The organism is Guyparkeria sp. SCN-R1 (assembly GCF_003932495.1).
In the GTDB taxonomy this organism is placed as follows: Bacteria; Pseudomonadota; Gammaproteobacteria; order Halothiobacillales; family Halothiobacillaceae; genus Guyparkeria.
Genome location: NZ_QZMT01000001.1, coordinates 22,196 through 44,527 on the forward strand (window position 1 = coordinate 22,196; position 22,332 = coordinate 44,527).

The 22,332-nt window shown below is 64.7% G+C and carries 24 protein-coding genes; 22 read left to right on the plus strand and 2 right to left on the minus strand.

Annotated features, from left to right (window positions below):
- The first annotated feature begins 6 nt into the window (after positions 1-6).
- The 12 genes from D5687_RS00105 to D5687_RS00160 all read left to right on the plus strand — a co-directional run bounded on the left by D5687_RS00105 (position 7) and on the right by D5687_RS00160 (position 9,680).
- Entirely contained in the window at positions 7-189 is a 183-nt protein-coding gene (locus D5687_RS00105) for a DUF2065 domain-containing protein (RefSeq protein ID WP_125197728.1), read from the plus strand.
- Between the two features lie 141 nt (positions 190-330).
- A complete protein-coding gene (locus tag D5687_RS00110; RefSeq protein ID WP_125197729.1) occupies positions 331-1,521 on the plus strand; it encodes an ATP phosphoribosyltransferase regulatory subunit in 1,191 nt (396 codons plus the stop codon).
- Positions 1,514-2,809 carry an adenylosuccinate synthase gene (locus D5687_RS00115; protein ID WP_125197730.1) on the plus strand — a complete coding sequence of 432 codons (1,296 nt, stop codon included), beginning with the start codon at positions 1,514-1,516 and terminating at the stop codon, positions 2,807-2,809. Before D5687_RS00110 ends, D5687_RS00115 begins: the two co-directional genes overlap by 8 nt.
- Before the next feature lie 204 nt (positions 2,810-3,013).
- Positions 3,014-3,280: a 30S ribosomal protein S16 gene (rpsP, locus tag D5687_RS00120; RefSeq protein ID WP_125197731.1), complete on the plus strand. Its 267-nt coding sequence runs from the start codon at positions 3,014-3,016 to the stop codon at positions 3,278-3,280.
- Positions 3,281-3,283: 3 nt separating this feature from the next.
- Complete coding sequence (gene rimM / locus D5687_RS00125) at positions 3,284-3,805, plus strand: ribosome maturation factor RimM (RefSeq protein WP_125197732.1); 522 nt, start codon at positions 3,284-3,286, stop codon at positions 3,803-3,805.
- Complete coding sequence (trmD, locus tag D5687_RS00130) at positions 3,805-4,581, plus strand: tRNA (guanosine(37)-N1)-methyltransferase TrmD (RefSeq protein ID WP_204742094.1); 777 nt, start codon at positions 3,805-3,807, stop codon at positions 4,579-4,581. Before rimM ends, trmD begins: the two co-directional genes overlap by 1 nt.
- A gap of 16 nt (positions 4,582-4,597) precedes the next feature.
- Complete coding sequence (gene rplS, locus D5687_RS00135; protein WP_125197734.1) at positions 4,598-4,945, plus strand: 50S ribosomal protein L19; 348 nt, start codon at positions 4,598-4,600, stop codon at positions 4,943-4,945.
- A gap of 14 nt (positions 4,946-4,959) precedes the next feature.
- Positions 4,960-5,220, plus strand: coding sequence for a hypothetical protein (locus tag D5687_RS00140; protein WP_125197735.1), 261 nt, complete (start codon positions 4,960-4,962; stop codon positions 5,218-5,220).
- A gap of 111 nt (positions 5,221-5,331) precedes the next feature.
- The gene (gene htpG / locus D5687_RS00145; protein ID WP_125197736.1) at positions 5,332-7,227 is read left to right on the plus strand and encodes a molecular chaperone HtpG; all 1,896 of its coding nucleotides are present in this window, start codon (positions 5,332-5,334) and stop codon (positions 7,225-7,227) included.
- 223 nt (positions 7,228-7,450) lie between these two features.
- The gene (gene lpxC / locus D5687_RS00150; RefSeq protein ID WP_125197960.1) at positions 7,451-8,368 is read left to right on the plus strand and encodes a UDP-3-O-acyl-N-acetylglucosamine deacetylase; all 918 of its coding nucleotides are present in this window, start codon (positions 7,451-7,453) and stop codon (positions 8,366-8,368) included.
- 197 nt (positions 8,369-8,565) lie between these two features.
- Positions 8,566-9,069, plus strand: a complete 504-nt coding sequence (locus D5687_RS00155) for a PleD family two-component system response regulator (protein ID WP_125197737.1) — start codon at positions 8,566-8,568, stop codon at positions 9,067-9,069.
- Positions 9,070-9,122: 53 nt separating this feature from the next.
- A complete protein-coding gene (locus D5687_RS00160) occupies positions 9,123-9,680 on the plus strand; it encodes a flavin reductase family protein (protein ID WP_125197738.1) in 558 nt (185 codons plus the stop codon).
- A 46-nt stretch (positions 9,681-9,726) separates the two neighbouring features.
- Here D5687_RS00160 and D5687_RS11220 read toward each other — a convergent pair whose 3' ends face one another.
- Positions 9,727-10,179 carry a DciA family protein gene (locus D5687_RS11220; RefSeq protein ID WP_158611690.1) on the minus strand — a complete coding sequence of 151 codons (453 nt, stop codon included), beginning with the start codon at positions 10,177-10,179 and terminating at the stop codon, positions 9,727-9,729.
- Between the two features lie 253 nt (positions 10,180-10,432).
- Here D5687_RS11220 and secA point away from each other — a divergent pair, with 253 nt between their 5' ends.
- From secA to D5687_RS00195, 6 genes are all read left to right on the plus strand, one after another.
- On the plus strand, positions 10,433-13,234 hold the full coding sequence (gene secA, locus D5687_RS00170) for a preprotein translocase subunit SecA (protein ID WP_125197740.1): 2,802 nt from the start codon (positions 10,433-10,435) through the stop codon (positions 13,232-13,234).
- A gap of 116 nt (positions 13,235-13,350) precedes the next feature.
- Entirely contained in the window at positions 13,351-14,103 is a 753-nt protein-coding gene (locus D5687_RS00175) for a hypothetical protein (RefSeq protein WP_125197741.1), read from the plus strand.
- Between the two features lie 97 nt (positions 14,104-14,200).
- On the plus strand, positions 14,201-15,523 hold the full coding sequence (locus tag D5687_RS00180) for a DUF945 family protein (RefSeq protein ID WP_125197742.1): 1,323 nt from the start codon (positions 14,201-14,203) through the stop codon (positions 15,521-15,523).
- Positions 15,524-15,551: 28 nt separating this feature from the next.
- The gene (argJ, locus tag D5687_RS00185) at positions 15,552-16,781 is read left to right on the plus strand and encodes a bifunctional glutamate N-acetyltransferase/amino-acid acetyltransferase ArgJ (protein WP_125197743.1); all 1,230 of its coding nucleotides are present in this window, start codon (positions 15,552-15,554) and stop codon (positions 16,779-16,781) included.
- A gap of 2 nt (positions 16,782-16,783) precedes the next feature.
- Positions 16,784-17,767 (plus strand): thiamine phosphate synthase, encoded by a 984-nt coding sequence (locus D5687_RS11505; protein WP_158611691.1) that lies wholly within the window; start codon positions 16,784-16,786, stop codon positions 17,765-17,767.
- 143 nt (positions 17,768-17,910) lie between these two features.
- Positions 17,911-18,399 (plus strand): hypothetical protein, encoded by a 489-nt coding sequence (locus tag D5687_RS00195; RefSeq protein ID WP_125197745.1) that lies wholly within the window; start codon positions 17,911-17,913, stop codon positions 18,397-18,399.
- Positions 18,400-18,405: 6 nt separating this feature from the next.
- Here D5687_RS00195 and D5687_RS00200 read toward each other — a convergent pair whose 3' ends face one another.
- A complete protein-coding gene (locus D5687_RS00200; RefSeq protein WP_125197746.1) occupies positions 18,406-18,954 on the minus strand; it encodes a Smr/MutS family protein in 549 nt (182 codons plus the stop codon).
- Between the two features lie 156 nt (positions 18,955-19,110).
- On the opposite strand from D5687_RS00200, the gene surE reads away from it, so the two are divergent.
- From surE to D5687_RS00220, 4 genes are read left to right on the plus strand one after another with little or no spacing between them, the layout of a single operon-like run.
- On the plus strand, positions 19,111-19,851 hold the full coding sequence (gene surE, locus D5687_RS00205; RefSeq protein WP_125197747.1) for a 5'/3'-nucleotidase SurE: 741 nt from the start codon (positions 19,111-19,113) through the stop codon (positions 19,849-19,851).
- 10 nt (positions 19,852-19,861) lie between these two features.
- Complete coding sequence (locus D5687_RS00210) at positions 19,862-20,515, plus strand: protein-L-isoaspartate(D-aspartate) O-methyltransferase (protein ID WP_370271282.1); 654 nt, start codon at positions 19,862-19,864, stop codon at positions 20,513-20,515.
- Positions 20,516-20,551: 36 nt separating this feature from the next.
- Positions 20,552-21,133 carry a YqaA family protein gene (locus D5687_RS00215; protein WP_125197748.1) on the plus strand — a complete coding sequence of 194 codons (582 nt, stop codon included), beginning with the start codon at positions 20,552-20,554 and terminating at the stop codon, positions 21,131-21,133.
- A 3-nt stretch (positions 21,134-21,136) separates the two neighbouring features.
- A complete protein-coding gene (locus tag D5687_RS00220) occupies positions 21,137-21,898 on the plus strand; it encodes a peptidoglycan DD-metalloendopeptidase family protein (protein ID WP_125197749.1) in 762 nt (253 codons plus the stop codon).
- Positions 21,899-22,332: the final 434 nt, after the last annotated feature.

Genomic DNA, 22,332 nt, shown 5'->3' on the forward strand with positions numbered 1-22,332 from the left:
TTCGGCATGATGGACGACCTGCTGCGGGTGCTCGGCCTGGTGCTGATCATCGAGGCGTTGCTGCCGTTCATTAGCCCGCGGACCTATCGGCAGGCGGTCGCGCAGATCGCCCTGACGCCCGACTCGCGCATGCGGGGCATCGCGCTGGTCATGCTGCTGATCGGCCTGGCGCTCTGGGTCTGGGGCTAGCGTCGCCCTCGGCCCGATCTTGAGGAAACCCCAGCCCGGGCTGGGGTTTTTTGTGTGCCGCGTTTACAATACGCGTGTTTTGCCCCGTGCCGTGCCCGCCTCGGCCTTCCGTTCACGACACACGCGTATACCTGCAACAACATGAGTAATCAGTCCCCCTGGATTCTGCCGGCCGGCATCGACGAGGTCCTGCCGCTGCAGGCACGCCGCATTGAGCGCGTCCGCACCCGGATGCTCGAAACCTTCGATCGTTGGGGGTACGAGCTGGTGGTGCCGCCGATGGTTGAATTCATCGATACCCTGCTGGTGGGCACCGGCGAGGATCTCGATCTCGAGACCCTCAAGGTCACCGATGGCCTCTCCGGTCGCCAGTTGGGCGTGCGGGCCGACATGACGCCGCAGGTCGCGCGCATGGATGCCCACAGCCTGCCGCCGGTCGACGAACGTCGCCTTTGTTACATCGGCACCGTGATCCGCGCCAAGACCGACGGGCTGGGTGGTTCGCGCGCGCCGATGCAGGTAGGGGCCGAGCTGTTCGGCAGCGACGGCCCGGAGGCCGACGTCGAGGTCATCTCGCTGATGACCGAGGCGCTGGCAGTGGGTGGTTGCCAGGCGATGACGCTCGACCTCGGCCACGTCGGGGTCTTTCGTGCGCTGGTGCGCGCCGCCGGACTCGACGGGAGTCGTGAGGATCAGCTGCGTGACTCGTTGACCCGCAAGGCGGTTCCCGAGATTCGCCAGACGCTTGTCGACTGGTCGCTTGATGCGCCGTTGGCCGAGGCGATCGAGTCGCTGTGTGATCTGCACGGTCCCTGGCAGGCCACGATCGACGAGGCCAAGCAGCGCCTGAAGGGCTTGCTGGATGCCGAGGGGCAGGCGGCGCTCGAGCGGCTGGCGACGGTAGCCGAGGCGATTGAGACCCGTGTCACCGGCGAGGTGCTGGTCGATCTCTCCGAGCTGCACGGCTATCACTATCAGACCGGGCTGGTCTACGCGGCCTACTCGCCGCGCATGGGGCGGGAGATTGCCCGCGGCGGTCGCTACGACGACATCGGGCGGGTGTTCGGGCGATCGCGTCCGGCACTGGGTTTCTCTCTCGATCTGCGTGACCTGCTGGGTCAGAGTGATGACGAGACGCCCGTCCGGCAGACGGTCTACGCGCCAGCGCGGCTCAATGATCCGGCCCTCGATCGGGCGGTGGACGAACTGCGCGAGCAGGGCTATCGCGTGATCACGACGAAATCGATTCCCGAGGGCGCGCCACGACTGGCGGCCGTCGGTGACGGACAGACACAAACTTGGCAGCTAACGGGTGAATTGGACCATGGGTAAGAGTGTGGTCGTCCTCGGGTCCCAGTGGGGCGACGAGGGTAAGGGCAAGGTCGTTGACCTGCTGACGGAAAACGTGGGCGCCGTCGTGCGCTTCCAGGGTGGGCACAACGCCGGCCACACGCTGGTGATCGACGGCGAGAAGACCGTTCTGCACCTGATTCCCTCGGGCATCCTGCGCGAAGGTGTCAAGTGCTTGATCGGCAACGGCGTGGTGCTGGCGCCGGATGCCTTGATCGAGGAAATCGAGCAACTGGAATCGCGCGGCGTGCCCGCCTCCGATCGCTTGATGCTCTCCGAGGCCTGCCCGCTGATCCTGCCGCATCACGTCGCCCTCGACGCCGCGCGCGAGCATGCCCGTGGTGAGCAGAAGATCGGCACCACCGGCCGGGGCATTGGTCCTGCTTACGAGGACAAGGTCGCCCGCCGCGGCATCCGGCTGGAGGATATCTTCCACCGTGAGCGGCTGGCTGCGAAGCTTGGTGAGGTGCTCGACTATCACAACTTCGTGCTGCGCCACTACTTCGGTGCCGAGCCGATCGACTTCCAGCAGACGCTCGATCGGCTGATCGCCCAGGCCGAAATCCTCGCGCCGATGGTCGGTGATGTGCCGGGTACGCTGGCGAAGATGCGCGCCGAAGGGCGTAACCTGATGTTCGAGGGTGCCCAGGGCACGCTGTTGGACATCGATCACGGGACCTACCCGTACGTGACGTCGTCGAATACCACCGCTGGCGGGGCCTCGACCGGTAGCGGTGTGGGGCCGCTGGAACTCGACTACGTGCTCGGTATCACCAAGGCCTACACTACGCGCGTGGGTGGCGGGCCGTTCCCGACCGAACTCGAGGACGCGATCGGCGAGCGGCTGGCCAAGCGTGGTCACGAGTTCGGTTCGACCACCGGTCGGGCGCGCCGTTGCGGGTGGTTCGACGCGGTCGCCCTGCGTCGTGCCGTGCAGATCAACAGCCTGTCGGGCCTGTGTCTGACCAAACTGGACGTGCTCGACGGCATGGAAGAGGTGCGCATCTGCATCGGTTACGAGATAGACGGCCAGCGGATCGAGAGCGCACCGTTCTCCGCCGATACCTATTCGCGCTGCGTCCCCATCTACGAGTCGATGCCCGGCTGGCAGGAAACCACCGTCGGCGTGAAGGATATCGATGGTCTGCCGGAAGAAGCGCGTGCGTATATTCGGCGTATCGAGGAGTTGACCGGCACGCCGGTCGACCTGATTTCGACCGGCCCGGATCGCGAGGAAACCATCGTTCTGCGTGATCCCTACGACGCCTGAGCGTCAATCACGACGCGCATGCGAACTGCCCGCTGAAAAATCGGTGGGTCGCAGGTCTTTATTTCTGCGCAAAAATCCGTAAAATCGCGCCACTTGAATTTCCCTCGGTGAATTGCCGAGGCTGCGAGATCGGCCGAGTGCATGGTCGGCGTCGTTGTCGACGCAGTCTGGCAGTCACTACTCCAACAGGAATCGTTAAGCGTTATGGTCAAGATTCGTCTGGCTCGTACTGGTGCCAAAAAGAAGCCCTTCTACCACGTCGTCGTCACCGACAAGCGCAACGCACGTGACAGCGGCTCGTATGTCGAGCGTCTCGGGTTCTTCAACCCGGTAGCCCGTGGTCAGGAAGAGCGTCTGCGCCTGGACCTCGATCGCCTGGCCTTCTGGCAGGAGCGCGGTGCTCAGACCAGCGAGCGCGTCGCTTCCCTGGTCCGCCAGAGCAAGAAGCAGGCGACGGCAGCCGCCGAGTAAGCGGTGACGGCGTCGACGGGACCGGTCGATCCGGTCGTCATTGCCCAGCTGGGCCGTCCCTACGGGATCAAGGGCTGGGTATGGCTGCAGGTATTCACTCGACCGATCGAGAATATCAAGCGTTACCGCGACGTCTACCTGCGCACCGAGCGCGGCGAAACGCGCCCGGTGCAGATCGAAAAGCTGACGGTCCATCCCAAGGGGGTGACCGTCAAGCTGGCCGGGGTCGATGACCGGACGGGAATCGAATCGTTGGCGCGGGCCGAGGTGCTGGTGGGGCGCGATGCGCTGCCGCCGGCCGGCCCGAACGAATACTACTGGCGTGACCTTATGGGTTGCGAGGTGGTACATCTCTCCGGCCAGGTGCTGGGCGAGGTGCGAGACATCATGGAGACCGGCGCGAATGACGTGCTGGTCGTGCAGGGAGATCGGGAACGCCTGATTCCCTTCCTCCCTGACGAGGTTATCCGGGCAGTCGATATCGACGCCCGCCGAATCGAGGTCGACTGGGACCCCGATTTTTGATGCGGATTTCGGTGGTGACCCTGTTCCCCGAACTGGTGGACGCGGGGAACCGCTGCGGCATGGTCCGCGCCGCGATCGAGAAAGAACGCCTGACCGTGGCGGGCTACAACCCGCGCGACTGGTCGGCCGATCGCAATCGTCGGGTCGACGATCGTCCCTTCGGGGGTGGGCCGGGGATGCTTTTGCAGCCCGGGCCGATCAGCGGCGCGATCGATGCGGCCGTCGACGAGGCTGGCGCGAAGCGCCCGCTGGTCGTGGCCCTCTCGCCCCAGGGCCAAAGGCTCGACCGGCACGTGATCGCCGACTGGGCCGAGCGAGAACAGCCGCTGGTGCTGGTCTGCGGCCGGTACGAGGGCTTCGATCAGCGCCTGCTCGACTCCCGGGTGGACGTCGAGTATTCCCTCGGCGACCTGGTGCTATCCGGGGGCGAGTTGGCGGCGATGGTGGTCGTCGATGCGATCGCCAGGCGCTTGCCCGACGTGGTCGGGGATGCCCAGTCGGTGGTCGAAGACTCCTTCGAGGCCGACCGGTTGGACCACCCGCACTACACGCGGCCGCCGGAGTGGGAAGGTCGCGGGGTGCCCGCGGTGCTCTCCAGCGGCGACCATCGGCGAATCGCCGAGTGGCGATCGGAGCAGGCGCTGATGACCACGGCCCGGCGACGACCGGACCTATTTTTGCAACACGGGCCGACCGACAACGAGCGGGCGGCACTGGAAAGACACTGGCTCGCGGGTAGCGATGACAACCCGGGTAGCCAACAGACACGCGATTGATAACAGGTGGCGGAAAATGAGTGAGATCATCCAGAAAATCGAAGCCGAGCAAATGACCCGCGAGGTGCCGGAATTCGGCCCCGGCGACACGGTTTCCGTCGACGTACGGGTAAAGGAAGGTGACCGCGAGCGTCTGCAGGCGTTCGAAGGTGTCGTGATTGCCAAGCGCAACCGCGGCCTGAACTCCTCGTTCACCCTGCGCAAGATCTCCTACGGCGAGGGCCTGGAGCGCGTCTTCCAGACCTACAGCCCGCAGATCGCCGCGATCAACGTCAAGCGTCGCGGTGACGTCCGTCGCGCCAAGCTGTACTACCTGCGTGGTCGTACCGGCAAGGCCGCTCGTATCCGCGAGCGTCTGGGCTGATTCGAGCCCGGTCGATGAAACGAACCCCCGCACCACTGGTGACGGGGGTTTCGCTTTTTCTGGAGGCGGGCTTTTCCAGGCTCGCTGACCCGTTGCTCGTGACCCCCATGTCCGAGGCCTCCGCCCTGTCGCGACTGGAAGGCCGGCGGGGCGTCTTGGTCCATGCCTGGAACCTCGTCCCCAAGGTCCGGGAGTTCGAGGGCCTGCTACGGCTGCGGTCTGCCGATGCGGGACGCTTTCGGAAACCGGCGGTCGCCCCCGAGTCCGCCGGCTGAACCGCGTCGACTTGAAATCCCCGGGTATGCCCCTATCTCGTCGGCGTCCAGGGCGGTCGGTGCCGCCCAAGCGAATTCGAAACCCGAGAGACAAGACGGAGACCCGCTTTCATGAGTCAAGCCCAGACGCATGCCTTCCAGACCGAGGTGAAGCAGCTGCTTCGCCTGATGATCCATTCGCTGTACTCCAACCCGGAGGTCTTCCTCCGCGAACTGATCTCGAATGCCTCGGATGCCTGCGACAAGCTGCGTTTCGAGGCGCTGGCCGACGACGGCCTCTACGAGAACGACAAGGACCTGCGCGTGCGGGTGTCCTTCGATGCCGACAACAAGACGGTCACCATCGACGACAACGGTATTGGCATGAACCACGAGGAGGTGGTCGAGCACATCGGTACCATCGCCCACTCGGGCACCAAGGCCTTCCTCGAGCAGCTCGAGGCCGACAAGCAGAAGGATGCCAACCAGATCGGCCAGTTCGGCGTGGGTTTCTACTCGGCCTTCATCGTTGCCGACCACGTCGAGTTGATCACCCGTCGCGCCGGCGTCGGCGCCGAACACGGTGTGCGCTGGACCTCCAACGGCGAAGGCGAGTACACCATCGAGACGGTCGAGAAGCCCGAGCGAGGCACCCGTATCGTCCTGCACCTGCGTGAGGATCAGCAGGAGTTCGCCGACGACTTCCGCCTGCGCTCGGTCATCCGCAAGTACTCCGACCACATCAACTTCCCGGTCCAGATGTGGGTGCCACCCAAGATTGACAAAGACGAGGAGGGCAACGAGGCCGAGACCCCGGGGCGCTGGGAGACCGTCAACGATGCCAATGCGCTGTGGACCCGGTCGAAGAGCGATATCTCCGACGAGGAATACACCGAGTTCTACAAGCACGTCTCGCACGACTGGGAGCCGCCGCTGGCTTGGGCGCACAACCAGGTTGAGGGCAAGGTCGAGTACACCTCGCTGCTCTACATCCCCAAGCGCGCGCCGTTCGACCTGTTCGAACCGGAGCAGAGCCATGGCGTCAAGCTGTACGTCAAGCGCGTGTTCATCATGGACGACGCCGACAAGTTGATGCCGCGCTACCTGCGTTTCGTGCGTGGCGTGATCGATTCGGCCGACCTGCCGTTGAACGTCTCGCGCGAGATCCTGCAGTCCAACCGCGTGCTCGACACCATCCGCGCCGGTTCGGTCAAGCGCGTGCTCACGATGCTCGAGCAGATGGCCAAGAACGAGTCGGAGAAGTTCGCCGAGTTCTGGCAGACCTTCGGTCGTGTGCTGAAAGAGGGCATCGGCGAGGATTTCGCCAATAAGGAGAAGATCGCCGGCCTGCTGCGCTTTGCCTCCACGAAAGGCCAGGATGACGGTGCGAGTAGCGAGGAGACCGTTTCGCTCGCCGACTACATCGAGCGGATGCCCGAGGACCAGGACGAGATCTACTACATCATCGCCGACACCTACCAGGCGGCGATTACCTCGCCCCACCTGGAGATCTTCCGCAAGAAGGGAATCGAGGTGCTGCTGCTCTCCGATCGGGTCGACGAGTGGGTCATGGCGCACCTGACCGAGTTCGACGGCAAGACCCTGAAGTCGGTCACCAAGGCGAAGATCGACGTCGACGAGGAAGACCAAGACGAGTCCGAGGAGGAAAAGGCCGAACACGAAGCGCTGATCAAGCGACTCAAGGAGACCCTGGGCGAGGAGGTGAAGGACGTGCGCCGTTCGCGCCGTCTGGTCGAGTCCCCGGCGTGTCTGGTGACCGACGAAGGCGACGTCAGCCTCCACCTGCAGCGCATCCTCGAACAGGCCGGGCAGGCGATGCCCGAGAGCAAGCCGATCCTCGAGATCAACCCCGATCACCGTCTGCTCCAGCAGGCCGAGGGCGAGTCCGACGAGTCGCGCTTTGCCGACATCGCGCATGTCCTTTTTGGGCAGGCGATGCTCGCCGAGGGCGGCAAGTTGGCCGATTCGGCCGACTTCGTCAGCCGGTTGAACCGTCTGCTCGCCTGACGGTCAAAAATTCGTCACTGCCCCGTGACAGACCCCCGGCAACCCCCGGGGGTCTGTCTTTTTGGGTGACGGGGCGCGATGCGGACGCAACCGCCTTGAGCATTTCCGGCAAATCTCGGGGGCACGCCTGGCTGATGCCGGGTAATCCCCCAGCAATGTTCGGTTTTTCTGCGTCCATTAGCATGCGATAATTCCCCGATTTACCGGCTTGGGTTCTTCGATCTTGGTTCAGCAACGCACACTCCGAAACACCATCCGCGCCACGGGGATCGGTCTGCACACCGGCGAGCAGGTCCGTTTGACCCTGCGTCCGGCGCCCGTTGGCAGCGGCATCGTTTTTCACCGGGTCGACCTCGGCAATGATGCGACGATCCCGGGTCACGCCTTCAATGTCGGCGAAACCCAGCTGTCCACCACGCTGGTTCAGGACGGGGTGAAAATCTCCACGGTCGAGCACCTGATGTCGGCGCTTGCCGGTCTGGGTATCGACAACTGCGTGGTCGAGATCGACGGCCCGGAAATGCCGATCATGGATGGCAGTGCCAGCCCGTTCGTCTTCCTGATCCAGTCGGCGGGCATCGAGGAGCAGGACGCTCACAAGCGTTTCATCCGCATTCTCGAGCCGGTCGAAGTGGTCGACGGCGATCGCTGGGTGCGCTTCGACCCGCATGAAGGCTTTCGCGTCGCGATGTCGATCGACTTCAACCACCCGGTGCTCGACAAGTTGGCGCGCCTGGCGGAGATCGATTTCTCCTCGACCAGCTTCGTCAAGGAAGTCGCGCGCGCCCGGACGTTCGGTTTCATGAGCGATCTCGAGATGATGCGCTCGCGCAACCTGGCGCTGGGCGGCTCGGTGGACAACGCCATCGTGGTTGGCGAGGAAAACATCCTTAACGAGGACGGCCTGCGTTACGGCGACGAGTTCGTCAAGCACAAGATCCTCGATGCCATCGGCGATCTTTACCTGCTCGGCTGCAGCGTGATCGGCAGCTTCACCGGTCACAAATCGGGGCATGCCCTGAACAACCAGCTGCTGCGCGCGCTGCTGGCCCAGGAGTCGGCCTACGAGGTGGTGACCTTCGAGAACGAGGAGCCGCCCCCGGTCTCGTTCTCCCGCCCGGCGGCGCAGATCGCCGAGTAAACGCATCGGAAATCGGTCTAAGTAAACGAGAAGGCCCGGCCGTGAGCCGGGTCTTTTTGGTGTCCATTTAGGCAACCGCCGAGTGGACAGCGTGAGCGGCTTGGGTAACACTACGTCGCGATTTGTTTCGACAGGATCGTCGAACGTGCACCGGCTTGGAAGGCCGGTGCGGCCAACCAACCACAAGGAGATGTGTCATGGGCTACATGCGTCGCATGAGCGGCCTGCTGGGGCTGGGCAAGTCTGGGGATCGTCGTCGCGGGCGCCGTTACGAGGCGCCGCGAGGATGCCGCATCCTGGTGATCGATGATTCCAAGACCGTGGTCAAGATCCTGAGCCGGATGCTCAGTCAGAACGAGTATGAGCCGATTGCCGCCGGCGATGCCGAATCCGGTTTGCAACTGGCGCGCCAGTACCCGCCGGATCTGATCTTCCTCGATATCCTTCTTCCCGGCATGAACGGCTTTGCCGCCCTGCGCCGGCTGCGCCAGGACCCGGCGACCGCCGAGGTGCCCGTCATCATGATCAGCGGCGACGAGCAGTCGATGGCCCGCATGGTGCTCGACCGGCTCGGCTCGGACGATTTCATGAAAAAGCCCTTCGGTCGCGCCGACGTCTTCACTCGGATCGAGGGTTTGGTGCGCAACGGGCGGCTGCCGGCCCGCTCCCAGCCCTCCGCCTTCGACTGGAACGCCCTCTGAAGAGGCCGGCCGGTCGCGGTGCATGTGCCTTGGGCCTGATCTAAGGTCCGGGCATGAGCAGGCAGCAGAAAGTCGATTTCCCGGTGGAGAAGGTTCGCCGCCACCTCGAGCCCGGCCCGGTGGTTCTGGTCTCCTCGGCCTGTGATGGCGAGCGCGACATCATGACCATGGGTTGGCATACGGTGATGGCGTTCTCGCCGTCGCTGGTCGGCTGCGTCATTGCCGCGGGCAACCACAGTTTCGATCTAGTCCGTCGCTCGGGTGAGTGCGTGATCAACCTGCCGACGACGGATCTGATCGACGAGGTCATCGGCATCGGTAACACCAGCGGTGAGGCGATCGACAAGTTCGAGCGTTTCAAGCTGACCGCCGAACCGGGGCAGGTGGTGTCCGCGCCCTGTCTGGCCGAATGCCACGCCAATTTCGAATGCCGGCTGGTCGATGATCGTCTAGTCGAAGACTACAACTTCTTTGTCTTCGAGGTCGTCTACGCTCGCGTTGCCCCCGAGCCGGTCTATCCCGAGACCCTTCACTACACCGGTGATGGCGTGTTCATGGTCTCCGGTCAGACCATCGACCGCAGTGAGCAGTTCTTGCCCCAGATGCTCTGACCATTGCTCCGTGGAGCAGGGTAGCCGCGCCCGTTGCCATGGTGGATCAGTCCTGCGGCGGCTTGATCGCCCGAGAAAGCCGCTCCAGTGCCCGCGAGAGGTCGCTCCCCGGCTCTGCCTCGGCCAGGTAGTGCAGTGCCTGACTGCCCGCCTGCGAGGCCGGCCGATCATGGTCACGAGGCTTCGGTCTCGCCGGGGGGCGGCCCGAAGTGATTCGCACTCGAATGCCCGCCGGTCGCGGCGCGCCGGGGTGTGCCTCGAGCGCCTTGTGCAACCGGGCAAGCAGGTCGGGGGCCTCGAAACGCAATCGGCTGGCGCCCGCCGCACTGGGAACGCCGATGGTCAGCGTCTGTTCGTTGACATTGAGCACCTGCACGCTCATTCCCGAGCGGCCGGGCACCAGGCCGTCGACGATGGCCTGGTAGCCCCGAATCAGGGCCACCCGGTCGAGAATGCCGGCCAGCGTGGGGTTGTTCAGGCGGTAGCGTTCGAGATTCATCGCGCGGCCTTTCGTGACGGGGTTGTGACGGGCGCGAGGCACGGCCCGCCGCCTATCATTATCCACGCATCTGCCGTAAGATTCAGCGCATTTACCAAGGAACTGCCCGCGGAGTCGGGCCGCCACTTTTTCGGCCCGGCGAGCCCTCTGACTGGTCGCGTTTCGCGCGGCCGCCGGGGCGCTCGGCGACCACGGTGGTTCCTCACTTTTCGCGCGCCGCATTGGCGTGGTTTGTCGGAACACGGGATAGGACATGATTGGATCGCTTGCAGCAAAGGTTTTCGGTACGCGCAATGACCGTCAGGTCAAGAAGCTCAGGAAACGCGTCACGGAGATCAATGCCCTCGAGGAGGCGACCCAGGCGCTGTCCGACGACGAGCTGAAAGGACGCACCGAGGAGTTCCACCAGCGCTGGGCCGATGGCGAGAGCCTCGATTCCCTTCTGCCCGAGGCCTTTGCCGTCTGCCGCGAGATGAGTCGGCGCGTGATGGGCATGCGCCACTTCGACGTGCAGCTGATCGGCGGCATGGTGCTCCACGAGGGCAAGGTCGCCGAGATGAAGACCGGCGAGGGCAAGACCCTTGTTGCCACTCTGGCCGTCTACCTCAACGCCATCACGAAAGAGGGCGTGCACGTGGTGACGGTCAACGACTACCTCGCCAAGCGAGACGCCGAATGGATGGGACGCGTCTATACCGCACTCGGCCTGACCGTGGGCACGGTGGTGCCGGGGATGGACGCACGCGCCAAGCGCGATGCCTATTACTGCGACGTCACCTACGCAACCAACAACGAGCTCGGCTTCGACTACCTGCGCGACAACATGGCGTTCTCCGCCGAGCAGATCATGCAGCGCGAGCCGATCTTCGCGATCGTCGACGAGGTCGACTCGATCCTGATCGACGAGGCGCGCACGCCGCTGATCATTTCCGGCCCGGCCGCGGACTCCTCCGAGACCTACCACACCATCAACGGCCTGATCCCCGAGCTCAAGCGCCAGGCGCGCGAGGAGCCCAAGGACGACGAGCCGCCGCTGACCGACGAGGAGCGTGGCGACTTCACCGTCGACGAGAAAAACAAACAGGCCTTTCTCACCGAGCAGGGCTTCGACAAGGCCGAGGAACTGCTGATCCAGGCCGGTCTGCTCGAGGAAGGCGAGTCGCTGTACGACTCGCACAACATCATGCTGCTCTCGCACCTGACCTCGGCTCTGCGGGCGCACGCGATCTACAAGCGCAACGTCGACTACATCGTCAAGGGCGACGACGTGATCATCGTCGACGAGTTCACCGGCCGCACGCTCGCCGGCCGGCGCTGGTCCGAGGGCCTCCACCAGGCCGTCGAGGCGAAGGAAGGGGTGACGATCAAGCCCGAGAACCAGACGCTCGCCTCGATCACCTTCCAGAACTACTTCCGTCTCTACCCCAAGCTTGCCGGCATGACCGGCACGGCGATCACCGAGGCGCGCGAGCTGGGCGAGATTTACGGGCTGGACGTGATCCAGATCCCGACCAACCGTCCGATCCAGCGGATCGACCACGGTGACCTGGTCTTCCTGACCGCCGAGGAAAAATACGGCGCAATCACCAAGGACGTGCAGGCGGCCCGTGACCGCGGTCAGCCCACCCTGGTGGGTACGGCCTCCATCGACGCCTCCGAGATCGTTTCCGAGGCGCTGCAGAAGGCCGGTATCCCGCACAACGTCCTCAATGCCAAGAATCACCTCAGCGAGGCGGAGATCATTGCCGAGGCCGGGCGTCCCGGTGCGGTGACCATCGCCACGAACATGGCCGGCCGCGGTACCGACATCGTGCTGGGCGGCAATCTTGAACAGGAGCTCCAGGAGCTCGGTTCGGATGCCAGCGAGGAAGAGCGGGCCGAGGTCGAGGCCTCGTGGAAGCAACGCCACGAGGCGGTGCTCGAATCCGGCGGTCTGCACGTGGTTGGCACCGAGCGTCACGAATCCCGGCGGGTCGACAACCAGCTGCGCGGCCGCGCCGGCCGTCAGGGTGACCCGGGCTCGACGCGGTTCTTCCTCTCGCTGGAAGACAGCCTGATGCGGGTGTTTGCCTCCGACCGCGTCTCCGGGCTGATGAAGAAGCTCGGCATGAAGCCGGGCGAGGCGATCGAGCACCCCTGGGTGTCGCGCGCCATCGAGAACGCCCAGCGCAAGGTCGAGGGCCACAACTTCGACATGCGCAAGCACTTGCTTGACTACGACAATGTCGCCAACGAGCAGCGCAAGGTCATCTACGAGCAGCGCCGTGCCGTCATGGCGACCACCGACACCAGCCCGATCATCGAGTCGATGCGCCGCGAGGTGCTGGCCGACCGGTTCCGCCGTTACGTGCCCTTCGGTGCGCTCGAGGAGATGTGGGATGTCGAGGGCCTGGCCGCCCACCTGAAGGAGGACTTCGGCCTCGACCTGCCGATCCAGAAATGGCTCGACGAGGACGACGACCTCCACGACGAGACGCTGCTGGAGAAGATCATCGATACCGCCCAGCGCCATTACGCGGCCAAGGAAAAGCTGGTGGGTGAGGACAACCTGCGCCAGTTCGAGAAGGGCGTGCTGCTGCAGGTGCTCGACGCGCAATGGAAGGATCACCTGGCGGCGATGGACTACCTGCGCCAGAGCATCGGCCTGCGTGGCTACGCGCAGAAGAACCCGACGCAGGAGTACAAGCGCGAAGCCTTCGAGATGTTCGGCAAGATGCTCGACGACATGAACTACGAGATCGTCCGCACGCTGACCCGCCTGCAGATCGCTGCCCCCGAGGGCATGGAGCAGGACGACATCACCTCCATGCTCGACGAGCTGGTCGACAATCCCCGCGTCGATCCCAGCCAGTTGCGCACCCGCCATGAGTCGGTCTCGACGTTCGCCGAGCCCGAGGAACCGGTCGCTCCCGCTCGCCCGTCGGGGCAGGCCGATGCCGATGGTGAGGCACCCACCCGCCCGGTGCGTCGCGATAACCCCAAGATCGGTCGCAACGATCCGTGCCATTGCGGTTCGGGCAAGAAGTACAAGCACTGCTGCGGCCGTTTGTCGTGACCCGGGGGGCACGATGGTCCGCTCTTGGGTGCGGGCAACCTGACTGACTGGGATCGCCTTTGCCTCGTGTGTTTAAAAGACAGGCCGGCCCGGTCACGTTCCTCTCGCGGCACGTGATGCTCGATCACCTGGCCTGGGAAATCATGCGCGGGTTGCCCGAGCACTTCGCCACCCGGCATGAGCGGGTGGTGATCTTCTGCGGCATCCACAAGGGGTTCGGTCTCCGCTGGCTGCGTAGGGGATACAAGATCGCTCTGCAGACCGAGCAGATGTACGACGAGACCGGTAAGCCGCTTTGGGGGCAGACGACAAAACGTGCACGACGTTTGGCATTCGCTGCTCGAGCGGCCGATCTCGTGCTCGACTTGTCGGCGGCAAACCACCGGTTCTACGAGGAGCACTGCCCGGGGGCGCTAGCCCAGGGGAAGATACGCTTTGGCCCCTGGATATTCCCCAGCCGGCCGTTGCCGTTCAATCCGGGTGGCGAAGAGAGTGTGGCGTTCTTCGGTTCACTTGGGAACGGCCGCCGGGCGAGTGTGATTGATGGCATAGACGGATTTCCGGTACGCATGCTGGAGTCTGGTACGTTCTTCGATGATCTCTACCGGCAGGTGGAGTCGTGCTCAGCCGTTCTCAACGTGCACTTCGAGGAGGGGGTGTACACCGAAGCGCCTCGGCTCCTGACGAGCCTTTACTGCGGCAAACCGCTGGTTTCCGAACCACTTGGTGAGCCCTTTGTGGCCGGGAAACATTACGTGCCGATCGATGGCTATGGCAAGGTCGAGAACCAGGCGGTGTTCGAGCGATTGTCGCGGTTTGTGAGTGACAACCTATCTTTCGAGAGGTTTCTGCTGGATAACCGTATCTAGCTCCATGGGGCAAGCTTGTATCCAACTGATTCGACAAGGGCGGTGGTCTGATACCGCCTTGGTGCTCAAGAGACAACAACCGTAAAAGAGACAGGGAATGAAACGACTGATTATTACCGCGGTGGTCGTGGCGGTGGCCATCCTGGCTGCCGCCCCGTTCGTCACCGGGCATGTGATGGAACGCACACTGGCCGAGGTCGAGGGCTTCCCGGGAACGCGTGACGCGCTGGAACTGGAGGTGACCGAGTACCAGCGCGGTTATCTCGAGTCTCGTGCCGAGTCCGAGTTGCTGCTGCGCCTGCCCGAACAGGAACCGGTGCGCGTGACGCTCACGCATCGCATCGACCAGATGCCTGGCATCGACGGTCGGTACGCCACCGTTCATACCACCTGGGAACCGACCGACTCCGAGTTGCGCGATGAACTGGCCGAGGTGTTCGGTGACGATGCCGAATTCACCCTCGCCACCGCCCTCTACCCGACCGGCTCCAGTCATTCGACCGGTCGCATCCCGTCAGTGGAGCGTGACGGTGTCGACTTTTCTGGGGCGGACATCGAACTCGACACGACGGCCGCTGGTCGCTTCGATTATCGCTTCGAGGGCGAACGGCTGGCGGTCGACGACGAGGCCGGGGGCGTCGAGACCGGCTCGGCTGCGGTCACCGAAGGGCTTCGCCTGATTGCGTCCGGACAGGTCGCCGAGGATGGTTTCGTCTGGGACAGTGAAGGCCGGTTCGAGATCGATCGCCTCGAGATTGTCGAGGCGAACGGGCAGGGCCAGGTCGAGGATTTCATCCTGCGGTTCGATTCGGCTCGAGACGAGGATCAGTGGGGCTTTGCTGTTGCCTACGAGGTGGGTGAGGCCGTTATCGAAGACGAAATGTTCCGTGATGCCGAGATGCGGCTCGCCGTCGATCGACTGGATGCCGCTGCGGTGCGCGCGCTGGTCGAGCGCATGGAGACCTTGCAGGAGCTCGCGTCGCGCGGGGCGTCGATCGAAAAGGCCCTCAGCGATGCGGTGGTCGCCGAACTGCCTGCCCTGATGAGCCACGGGCCGCGCATTGCCATCGAGCCGTTGCGCGCCACCACCGCCGAGGGTGACACCGAGATCACGTTTGCCGCCGAACTGCCGGCCGGCGTGAGCAAGGGCGAGCCCAACCCGATGATGTGGATGGCGATGCTCAGTGCGCTGGTGATCGAGGGGAGCCTCGAGATGCCAATCGCCCTGCTGGAGAAGTCCGCGGCGGCGCGGGGGCAGCAGGTCGGCATCGTCGAAGAGCAACTTGCCCCGTTGGTCGCCCAGGGCTGGGTCAATGTCGAGGATGGCGTGGTCACGACCACCGTCGACTTTCGACAGGGGAATCTCCAGCTCAACGGTACCTCGGCCAACCAGCTGCTGAACATGGCCTTTGGTAGTTGAGCGGCGCAGCGATTCAGGAGAATACGGCATGAGTGTTGGTTTGACCGCCCCGGCAGCCGGGGAATTGCAGCCCATTCCCGGCATTCGCATCGGGATCACCCAGGCCGGCGTGCGCAAGGCCAATCGGGATGACCTGGCCGTGATGCTGTTGCCCGAGGGGGCGACCATGGCCGGCGTGTTCACGCAGAACCGCTACTGTGCGGCCCCGGTGATCATGTGCCGGGAGCGTCGCTTCAGCGATGTCGCTCCGCGCGCGCTGGTGATCAACACCGGAAATGCCAATGCCGGCACCGGCCGCGACGGCATGGCGCGCGCCGAGGCCGTCTGTCACACGCTCGCCCACCGGCTGGGATGTGACGATCTAGCCGTCTGGCCGTTCTCCACCGGCGTGATCATGGAGACCCTGCCGTCGGAGAAGATCATTGCCGCCCTGCCGGCGGCGGTGGCCGAGGCGGTCGAGGACAACTGGCTGCGCGCCGCGTCGGCGATCATGACCACCGACACCATCCCGAAAGGGCGGTCGCTGACCCGCGTGATCGGCGGGGCCTCGGTGACCATCACCGGCATCGCCAAGGGCTCCGGGATGATCCATCCCAACATGGCGACCATGCTCGGCTACATGGGGATCGACGCTCGGGTGCCCAAGCCGGTCCTGCAGGCCATGCTCCTCCAGATCACTGAGGAGAGCTTCAACCGGGTAACCGTCGACGGCGACACCTCGACCAACGATGCCTTCATGCTGATTGCCAATGGACGGGAGGGCAGCCTCGAGGTCTCGAGCATCGACGATCCGAACTACGCGGCGCTGCGTGACGCGGTCGCGGAGGTGGCGGTCTTTCTCGCCCAGGCGCTGGCGCGCGACGGCGAGGGGGCGACCAAATTCGTCACCATCGAGGTCAGGGGTGGGCGCGACCGGGCCGAGTGTCGGCTGGTGGGCAAGGCCATTGCGCACAGCCCGCTGGTCAAGACCGCGCTGTTTGCCTCCGACCCCAATCTCGGGCGGATTCTCGCCGCCGTGGGCAATGCCGGTATCCACGACCTCGACGTCGACCACGTCAGCCTGTGGCTGGGCGACGTGCGCGTGGTGGTCGATGGCGGGCGCGACCCGGATTACGTCGAGGCGGAGGCGGCCGCGGTAATGGCCGAGCCCGAGATCACCATGCATATCGATCTCGGTCGTGGCACGGCCGTCGATCAGGTCTGGACCTGCGACTTCTCCTACGACTACGTCAAGATCAACGCCGAGTACCGCTCCTGATCGTGGTGGACCGGCCGCGGACCGATATTGTCCTGGGGCTCCTGCGCGAGCCGGACGGTCGCGTCTGGGCGGAGGTTCGCCCCGGCGACAAGCACCTGGCAGGGTTGCGCGCCTTCCCCGGCGGCAAGCGTCTCAATGGCGAAACGCCGCGAGCCGCGCTCGTGCGCGAGCTCGACGAGGAAATCGGCATCCGGGTACGGCGCGCCCGACGGGTGATCACGCTCAACTGGGATTATCCCGATCGCCGTCTGCGACTAATCGGCTTCGAGGTCACCGCCTGGACGGGGCGCCCCCGCTCGGTCGAGGGGCAGGCCCTGCTCGCCGAACCGCTTGATCGGGACACTCGGGGTGACTGGCTGGCCGCCATGCCGACCGCCAACCGCGGGTTGGTCAACGCGCTGGTTTTGCCGCGTTGCCTGGCAATTACCCCGTCGCTCGGTCGCGAGGGCATGGCGGCCTGGTTGGCGCGGGTCGAGTCGGGCCTGTCGTCGTTCACCGCCCCGATGCTGGTCAACCTGCGCCCCGGCCCCGAGATGGACGGGGAGGCCGTGCCCTGGACGTCGCTTGCCGAGGCGGCCCTGGCCGCCGGTCACTGGCCGGTGGTCAACCCGTCGGGCGACGACGCCTGTCTCGATGGACTCGATGCGCGCGTGGGCGTTCATCTGAATCATCGCCGGCTGCTGTCGACCGCGCGGGAAACGGTGGCGGACTGGCAGGCGCGTGGGCGTCTGGTGACGGCCGCGGTTCATGACCCGGTCACCATGGCGCGGGCGGGCGAGCTGGCGGTGGACCTGGTGACCGTCTCGCCGGTCCGGGCCACTGCCACGCATCCCCAGGCGAAAGGCATCGGCTGGCAACGCTTTGGTGATCTGGCGGCCCTGGCGCCCATGCCGGTCTACGCCCTCGGCGGGGTGGGGCCGCATGACCTCCCGCGGATCTGGCGGCGAGGCGGTTTCGGGGTTGCGTCGATCTCGGCCTTCTGGTGAGGGCCGAGCTGTGTTGAGTCACGTTGACCCAGGTTGATTTGATTTGACCCAGGGGCGGCTGGCGATCCGGCAATCGAGTCGTCAGCGATAACGAGTCGGGGCGTGAGTGATCTTTTGAGCGCCCGATGGAGACGCGCATGAGCATGAAACAGGCAAAATGGATGGTGGCCACGCTCCTGATCCTGGGCGTGTTGACCTATCTGTGGGGGCGGGCGCCGGACAAGCTAACTACCGACACACCGGTGAGCGGTCCGCTGACCGAGGTGCCGGCACCGATCGGCTGTCAGCTCAAGGGCGAGGGCTGCGAAATCGAGATCGACGGACTGGGTTCGTTTCTCGTTCGCATGCCCGAGACCGTGGTGCCGCTGGAGAAGGCGGTTTTCCGGGTCATGCCGCAGGGCGAGGCGGCAAAAGCCGTCGGCGAGATCCGGGTGGACTTCGAGATGATCGGCATGGATATGGGCATCAACGCTTACCGGTTGGATCGATTGGCCGACGGCACCTACCGCGAGGAGATCATCCTGCCGGTCTGCACCACCGATCGCAGCGATTGGCGCGCCAATCTGAGCATCCACAGCACGGCGGGCGCGTACCTGGTGCGGCTGCCGTTCAGCGTCGATCGATCGCGCTAGGGAGTCTCAGTCGCCCGGGCTAAGGCGTCGCAGCAGCACATAGAGCGCGCCGGTGCCGCCGTCGTGCGGTGGGGCCGAGCAGAAGGCGACCACGTCATCGCGCTGGGGCAGCCAGCGATTGAGCAGGGTCTTGAGTACCGGCTGGCCGTCCGCGGACCGATAGCCTTTGCCGTGGACGATGCGCACGCAACGGCGCATCTCGCCACGCTCGCTGCGGAGGAAGGCGGCCACCTCGTTACGGGCATGGTCGACGGTCAGGCCGTGCAGGTCGAGTGACGCCGAAACGCTGTAACCACCGCGCTTGAGCTTGCGCAGGATGGTTTTCTGCACCCCGGGGCGGACGTACTGCACCTGTTCGCCTTGCTCGGGGGTGTCCGCGAGATCGCTGACGGCAAACGCGTCGACCATTTCGTCGAAACCCGGGTCCCGCCGGGGGCGGGCGCTGACGCGCGGGCGTTCGGGCTCGACGCGCTCGTCCTCGACCGGCTCCACCGGGCCGATGGCATCGAGAAACAGCGCGCGATCCTCGGGGTCGATGCGTGACTCGTCATTCATGGGCGCATGATAGCGCTCCGTTCAGGGTCGGTGCCATTGCCGATTCGTACAGGGCGTCCCTGACGGGCTGAATTGCCGACCGGCAGACGGTATCCTTGCGGGCATACCTGCCGCGCCCTTTTCGGGCGTGGCTTACGAAACGGAAACGAGCAATCCATGCATATTCTTCTGAGCAACGACGACGGTTATCTCTCCCCGGGGCTGAACATACTCGCCGAGCGCCTAGCCCGATTTGCCACCGTGACGATCGTCGCTCCGGACCGCGATCGCAGCGGGGCGTCGAACAGTTTGACGCTCTCCCGCCCCCTGCGTCCGCGCCAGCTCGAAGAGCGACTTTGGGTCATTGATGGCACGCCCTCGGACTGCGTGCACCTCGGCATCAAGGGGTTGCTGCCCGAAATGCCCGACCTGGTGGTCTCGGGCATCAATCACGGTGCCAACCTGGGTGACGATGTGCTCTATTCCGGCACGGTCGCCGCGGCCAGCGAAGGACGGGCGCTGGGTCTGCCCGCCATCGCGGCCTCCTGCCAGTCGTTCGCCCCGGAGTATCTGGATTCGGCCGCGCACTGGGTCGAGTGGCTGATTCGTCGGCTTGGCAATCACCCGCTGCCGGCGTACACCCTGCTCAACGTCAACGTACCGGACGCGCCGCTCGATCAGATCGGCGGGGTGCGCGCCACGCGTCTGGGTCGCCGGCACCCCTCCGGCCAGCTGGTCAGGGATACCGATCCGCGGGGGCGCGAGATCGTCTGGATCGGCGCGGCCGGAGAGGCCGAGGATGCCGGCGAGGGCACGGACTTTCATGCCCTGTCGGACGGTTGGGTATCGGTCACGCCGATCCACTTCGACATGACCCGTCACGAGGCGATGCCGTCGCTCGAGCAATGGCTGAGCTGAGGGCCGGTTTGTGATCCGAAGGAACTACCAATGGGCGCTCCAGACCATGCTCGAGCGGTTGGTGTCGCAGGGGATTCGTGCGCAGCCGGTACTCGATGCGATGGCTGCCGTCCCGCGCGAGGCCTTTGTCGACGAGGTGCAGAGCGTACGCTCCTACGAGGACTGTTCGCTGCCAATCGGGCAGGGTCAGACGCTGTCGCAGCCCTACATCGTCGCGCGCATGACCGAGCTGGTCATGGCCGGCGAGTCCCGGCTGACGCGCGTGCTCGAGGTCGGCACCGGTTCGGGTTACCAGGCGGCGGTGCTGGGCCAGTTGTGCCAGTCGGTGTTTACCGTCGAGCGCATCGGCGCGTTCCTCGACCAGGCCAAGGCCCGACATCGTGCGCTGGGGTTGCTCAATATCCGCTACATGCATCGCGATGGTTTCAAGGGGTGGCCGTCGCAGGCGCCGTTCGAGGCCATCGTGGTGACGGCGGCCCCGGATGCCGTGCCTCCGGAGCTCAAGGAGCAGCTCGCCGTCGGCGGGCGTCTGGTGATCCCGGTCGGGGCCCAGGGTGGCGGACAGAAGCTGACGGTGATTACGCGATTGGCCGATAACGAGTACCAGACGCGCTGGTACGATCTGGTCTCGTTCGTTCCACTTTTGCCGGGGTCCCTTGCGTGACGACCCCCGGCGTGAACCTGTCGGCATGAGGTGCCCATGAGGCTGTTCGGCCCGCTGTATGACCGTGTCCTGGCTTGGTCGGCCCATCGCCGGGGGCCAGCCTTGCTCGGGGCACTGAGCTTCGCCGAGTCCTCATTTTTCCCGATTCCTCCTGACGTCATGCTCATGCCCATGGCGCTTGCTCGGCCGCGCTGCTGGTGGGGCTTTGCGTTGATCGCGACATTGGGGAGCGTGCTTGGTGGTGTGCTGGGCTACCTGATCGGGTTCTGGGCGATCGAGGCGATCGAGCCGTGGCTGACTGAGTCGCATTACGCCGAGGGGTTCGATCGGGCGCGCGACTGGTTCGCCGACTGGGGTTTCTGGGCGGTGCTGGTCGCCGGCTTTTCGCCGATTCCTTACAAGGTGTTCACCATTGCCGCCGGAGCGTTGACGATGAATCCGCTCGGTTTCGTGGTCGCCTCGTTCGTTGGACGCGGTGCGCGCTTCTTTCTCGTGTCGGGTCTGGTGGCCTGGGCGGGGCCTCGCATTGCCCCGACGTTGCGCCGTTATATCGAATGGCTGGGGTGGCTGTTCGTCGCGCTGCTGCTGATTGCCATCGGTGTCTGGCAGCTGATGTAGCCCATGCGTACCCCGCTGCCCCTTCTCCTCTCGTCTCGCGCGCGCCGGCTGCTGGTGGTCTGCTTGCTGTCCGGGCTGTTTGGGTTGAGTGGCTGCGCCACCCCCACCGATTACCGCAGCTGGGAGGGTGGCCAGCCCGTGTATTACGTCAAGGGCGGAGACACCCTCTATTCGATCGCCGTGGCCAACGACGTGGACTGGCAGCGGCTGGCTCGCTGGAACGGTATTTCCAACCCGCGTCACCTGAAGATTGGTCAGCGTCTGCGGCTCAACCCGCCGGGCGGTGGGGCGAGCGCTGGGCGGGCAAGCAAGGCCCCAACCACCAGTGCGCCGGTGAAAACCGCTTCCACCGACTCCCGGTCGCGTCGCGCTACTCCGGCTGCCTCGCCAGTGGAATGGAAGTGGCCATTGGAGGGGCGAGTGCTGCACCGTTTCCCCGAGGGCTCGGCCTCCCAGAAAGGCGTGATCCTCGCTGCTTCCATCGACACCCCGGTGCGGGCGGCCGCTGGCGGCAAGGTGGTCTATTCCGGCGATGGTCTGCCGGGCTACGGCAACCTCGTCATCGTCAAGCACAACGCCGAATGGCTTTCGGCCTATGCCTACAACAAGAGCCTCGCCGTCTCGGAAGGGCAGCAGGTTCGCCGTGGGCAGACCATCGCCCGCGTCGGGCCCCGCGATCACCGCAAGCCGGACCAGGGCGGTCATCTCTTGTTCCAGATTCGGCGCCAGGGCAAGCCGGTCGATCCCGAGCGCTACCTGCCATAACGGCTCGTTCAGGAGCCGTACTGCGCTCGACGTGCTCGCGCGATCGGCGCTTCAAGCCCGGAGCACACGATACGAGGCGGTCATCCCTCGTTCGCCTTCCCCGCTCGTTTTTGTCTTTTTGTCTTTCCGCTCGTCGATTTTATGGATTCGCGGTGGGTAAGGCCCATGCGCTTGAAAACTTCCTGTCGATTCCCATGTCGCAATCATCAGGGACGGCGATTGATCATCGAGGGAGGGGTGTACACGTCTTGTACACATATGCGCTGATTCGTCAGTGCAAAGCGCGCTTGCGCACGACCGGGCAAGGTGCTTCCTCGGTTTAAGTTTCAATATATCGAAACTGAAATGTTGTTTTATTCGATTCCTTAGGGATTGATCGCTCCAATTGATTGTGCAAAGGTTGTACACAGATTGACTCAACGACAATCGCAATC

Bases quoted from the DNA above. Each gene is read 5' to 3' on its own strand.
- D5687_RS00105 (WP_125197728.1), top strand. From the start codon at position 7: ATGATGGACGACCTGCTGCGGGTGCTCGGCCTGGTGCTGATCATCGAG.
- D5687_RS00110 (WP_125197729.1), top strand. From the start codon at position 331: ATGAGTAATCAGTCCCCCTGGATTCTGCCGGCCGGCATCGACGAGGTC.
- D5687_RS00115 (WP_125197730.1), top strand. From the start codon at position 1,514: ATGGGTAAGAGTGTGGTCGTCCTCGGGTCCCAGTGGGGCGACGAGGGT.
- rpsP (WP_125197731.1), top strand. From the start codon at position 3,014: ATGGTCAAGATTCGTCTGGCTCGTACTGGTGCCAAAAAGAAGCCCTTC.
- trmD (WP_204742094.1), top strand. From the start codon at position 3,805: ATGCGGATTTCGGTGGTGACCCTGTTCCCCGAACTGGTGGACGCGGGG.
- rplS (WP_125197734.1), top strand. From the start codon at position 4,598: ATGAGTGAGATCATCCAGAAAATCGAAGCCGAGCAAATGACCCGCGAG.
- D5687_RS00140 (WP_125197735.1), top strand. From the start codon at position 4,960: ATGAAACGAACCCCCGCACCACTGGTGACGGGGGTTTCGCTTTTTCTG.
- htpG (WP_125197736.1), top strand. From the start codon at position 5,332: ATGAGTCAAGCCCAGACGCATGCCTTCCAGACCGAGGTGAAGCAGCTG.
- D5687_RS00155 (WP_125197737.1), top strand. From the start codon at position 8,566: ATGGGCTACATGCGTCGCATGAGCGGCCTGCTGGGGCTGGGCAAGTCT.
- D5687_RS00160 (WP_125197738.1), top strand. From the start codon at position 9,123: ATGAGCAGGCAGCAGAAAGTCGATTTCCCGGTGGAGAAGGTTCGCCGC.
- D5687_RS11220 (WP_158611690.1), bottom strand. From the start codon at position 10,179: ATGAATCTCGAACGCTACCGCCTGAACAACCCCACGCTGGCCGGCATT.
- secA (WP_125197740.1), top strand. From the start codon at position 10,433: ATGATTGGATCGCTTGCAGCAAAGGTTTTCGGTACGCGCAATGACCGT.
- D5687_RS00175 (WP_125197741.1), top strand. From the start codon at position 13,351: ATGCTCGATCACCTGGCCTGGGAAATCATGCGCGGGTTGCCCGAGCAC.
- D5687_RS00180 (WP_125197742.1), top strand. From the start codon at position 14,201: ATGAAACGACTGATTATTACCGCGGTGGTCGTGGCGGTGGCCATCCTG.
- argJ (WP_125197743.1), top strand. From the start codon at position 15,552: ATGAGTGTTGGTTTGACCGCCCCGGCAGCCGGGGAATTGCAGCCCATT.
- D5687_RS00195 (WP_125197745.1), top strand. From the start codon at position 17,911: ATGAAACAGGCAAAATGGATGGTGGCCACGCTCCTGATCCTGGGCGTG.
- D5687_RS00200 (WP_125197746.1), bottom strand. From the start codon at position 18,954: ATGAATGACGAGTCACGCATCGACCCCGAGGATCGCGCGCTGTTTCTC.
- surE (WP_125197747.1), top strand. From the start codon at position 19,111: ATGCATATTCTTCTGAGCAACGACGACGGTTATCTCTCCCCGGGGCTG.
- D5687_RS00215 (WP_125197748.1), top strand. From the start codon at position 20,552: ATGAGGCTGTTCGGCCCGCTGTATGACCGTGTCCTGGCTTGGTCGGCC.
- D5687_RS00220 (WP_125197749.1), top strand. From the start codon at position 21,137: ATGCGTACCCCGCTGCCCCTTCTCCTCTCGTCTCGCGCGCGCCGGCTG.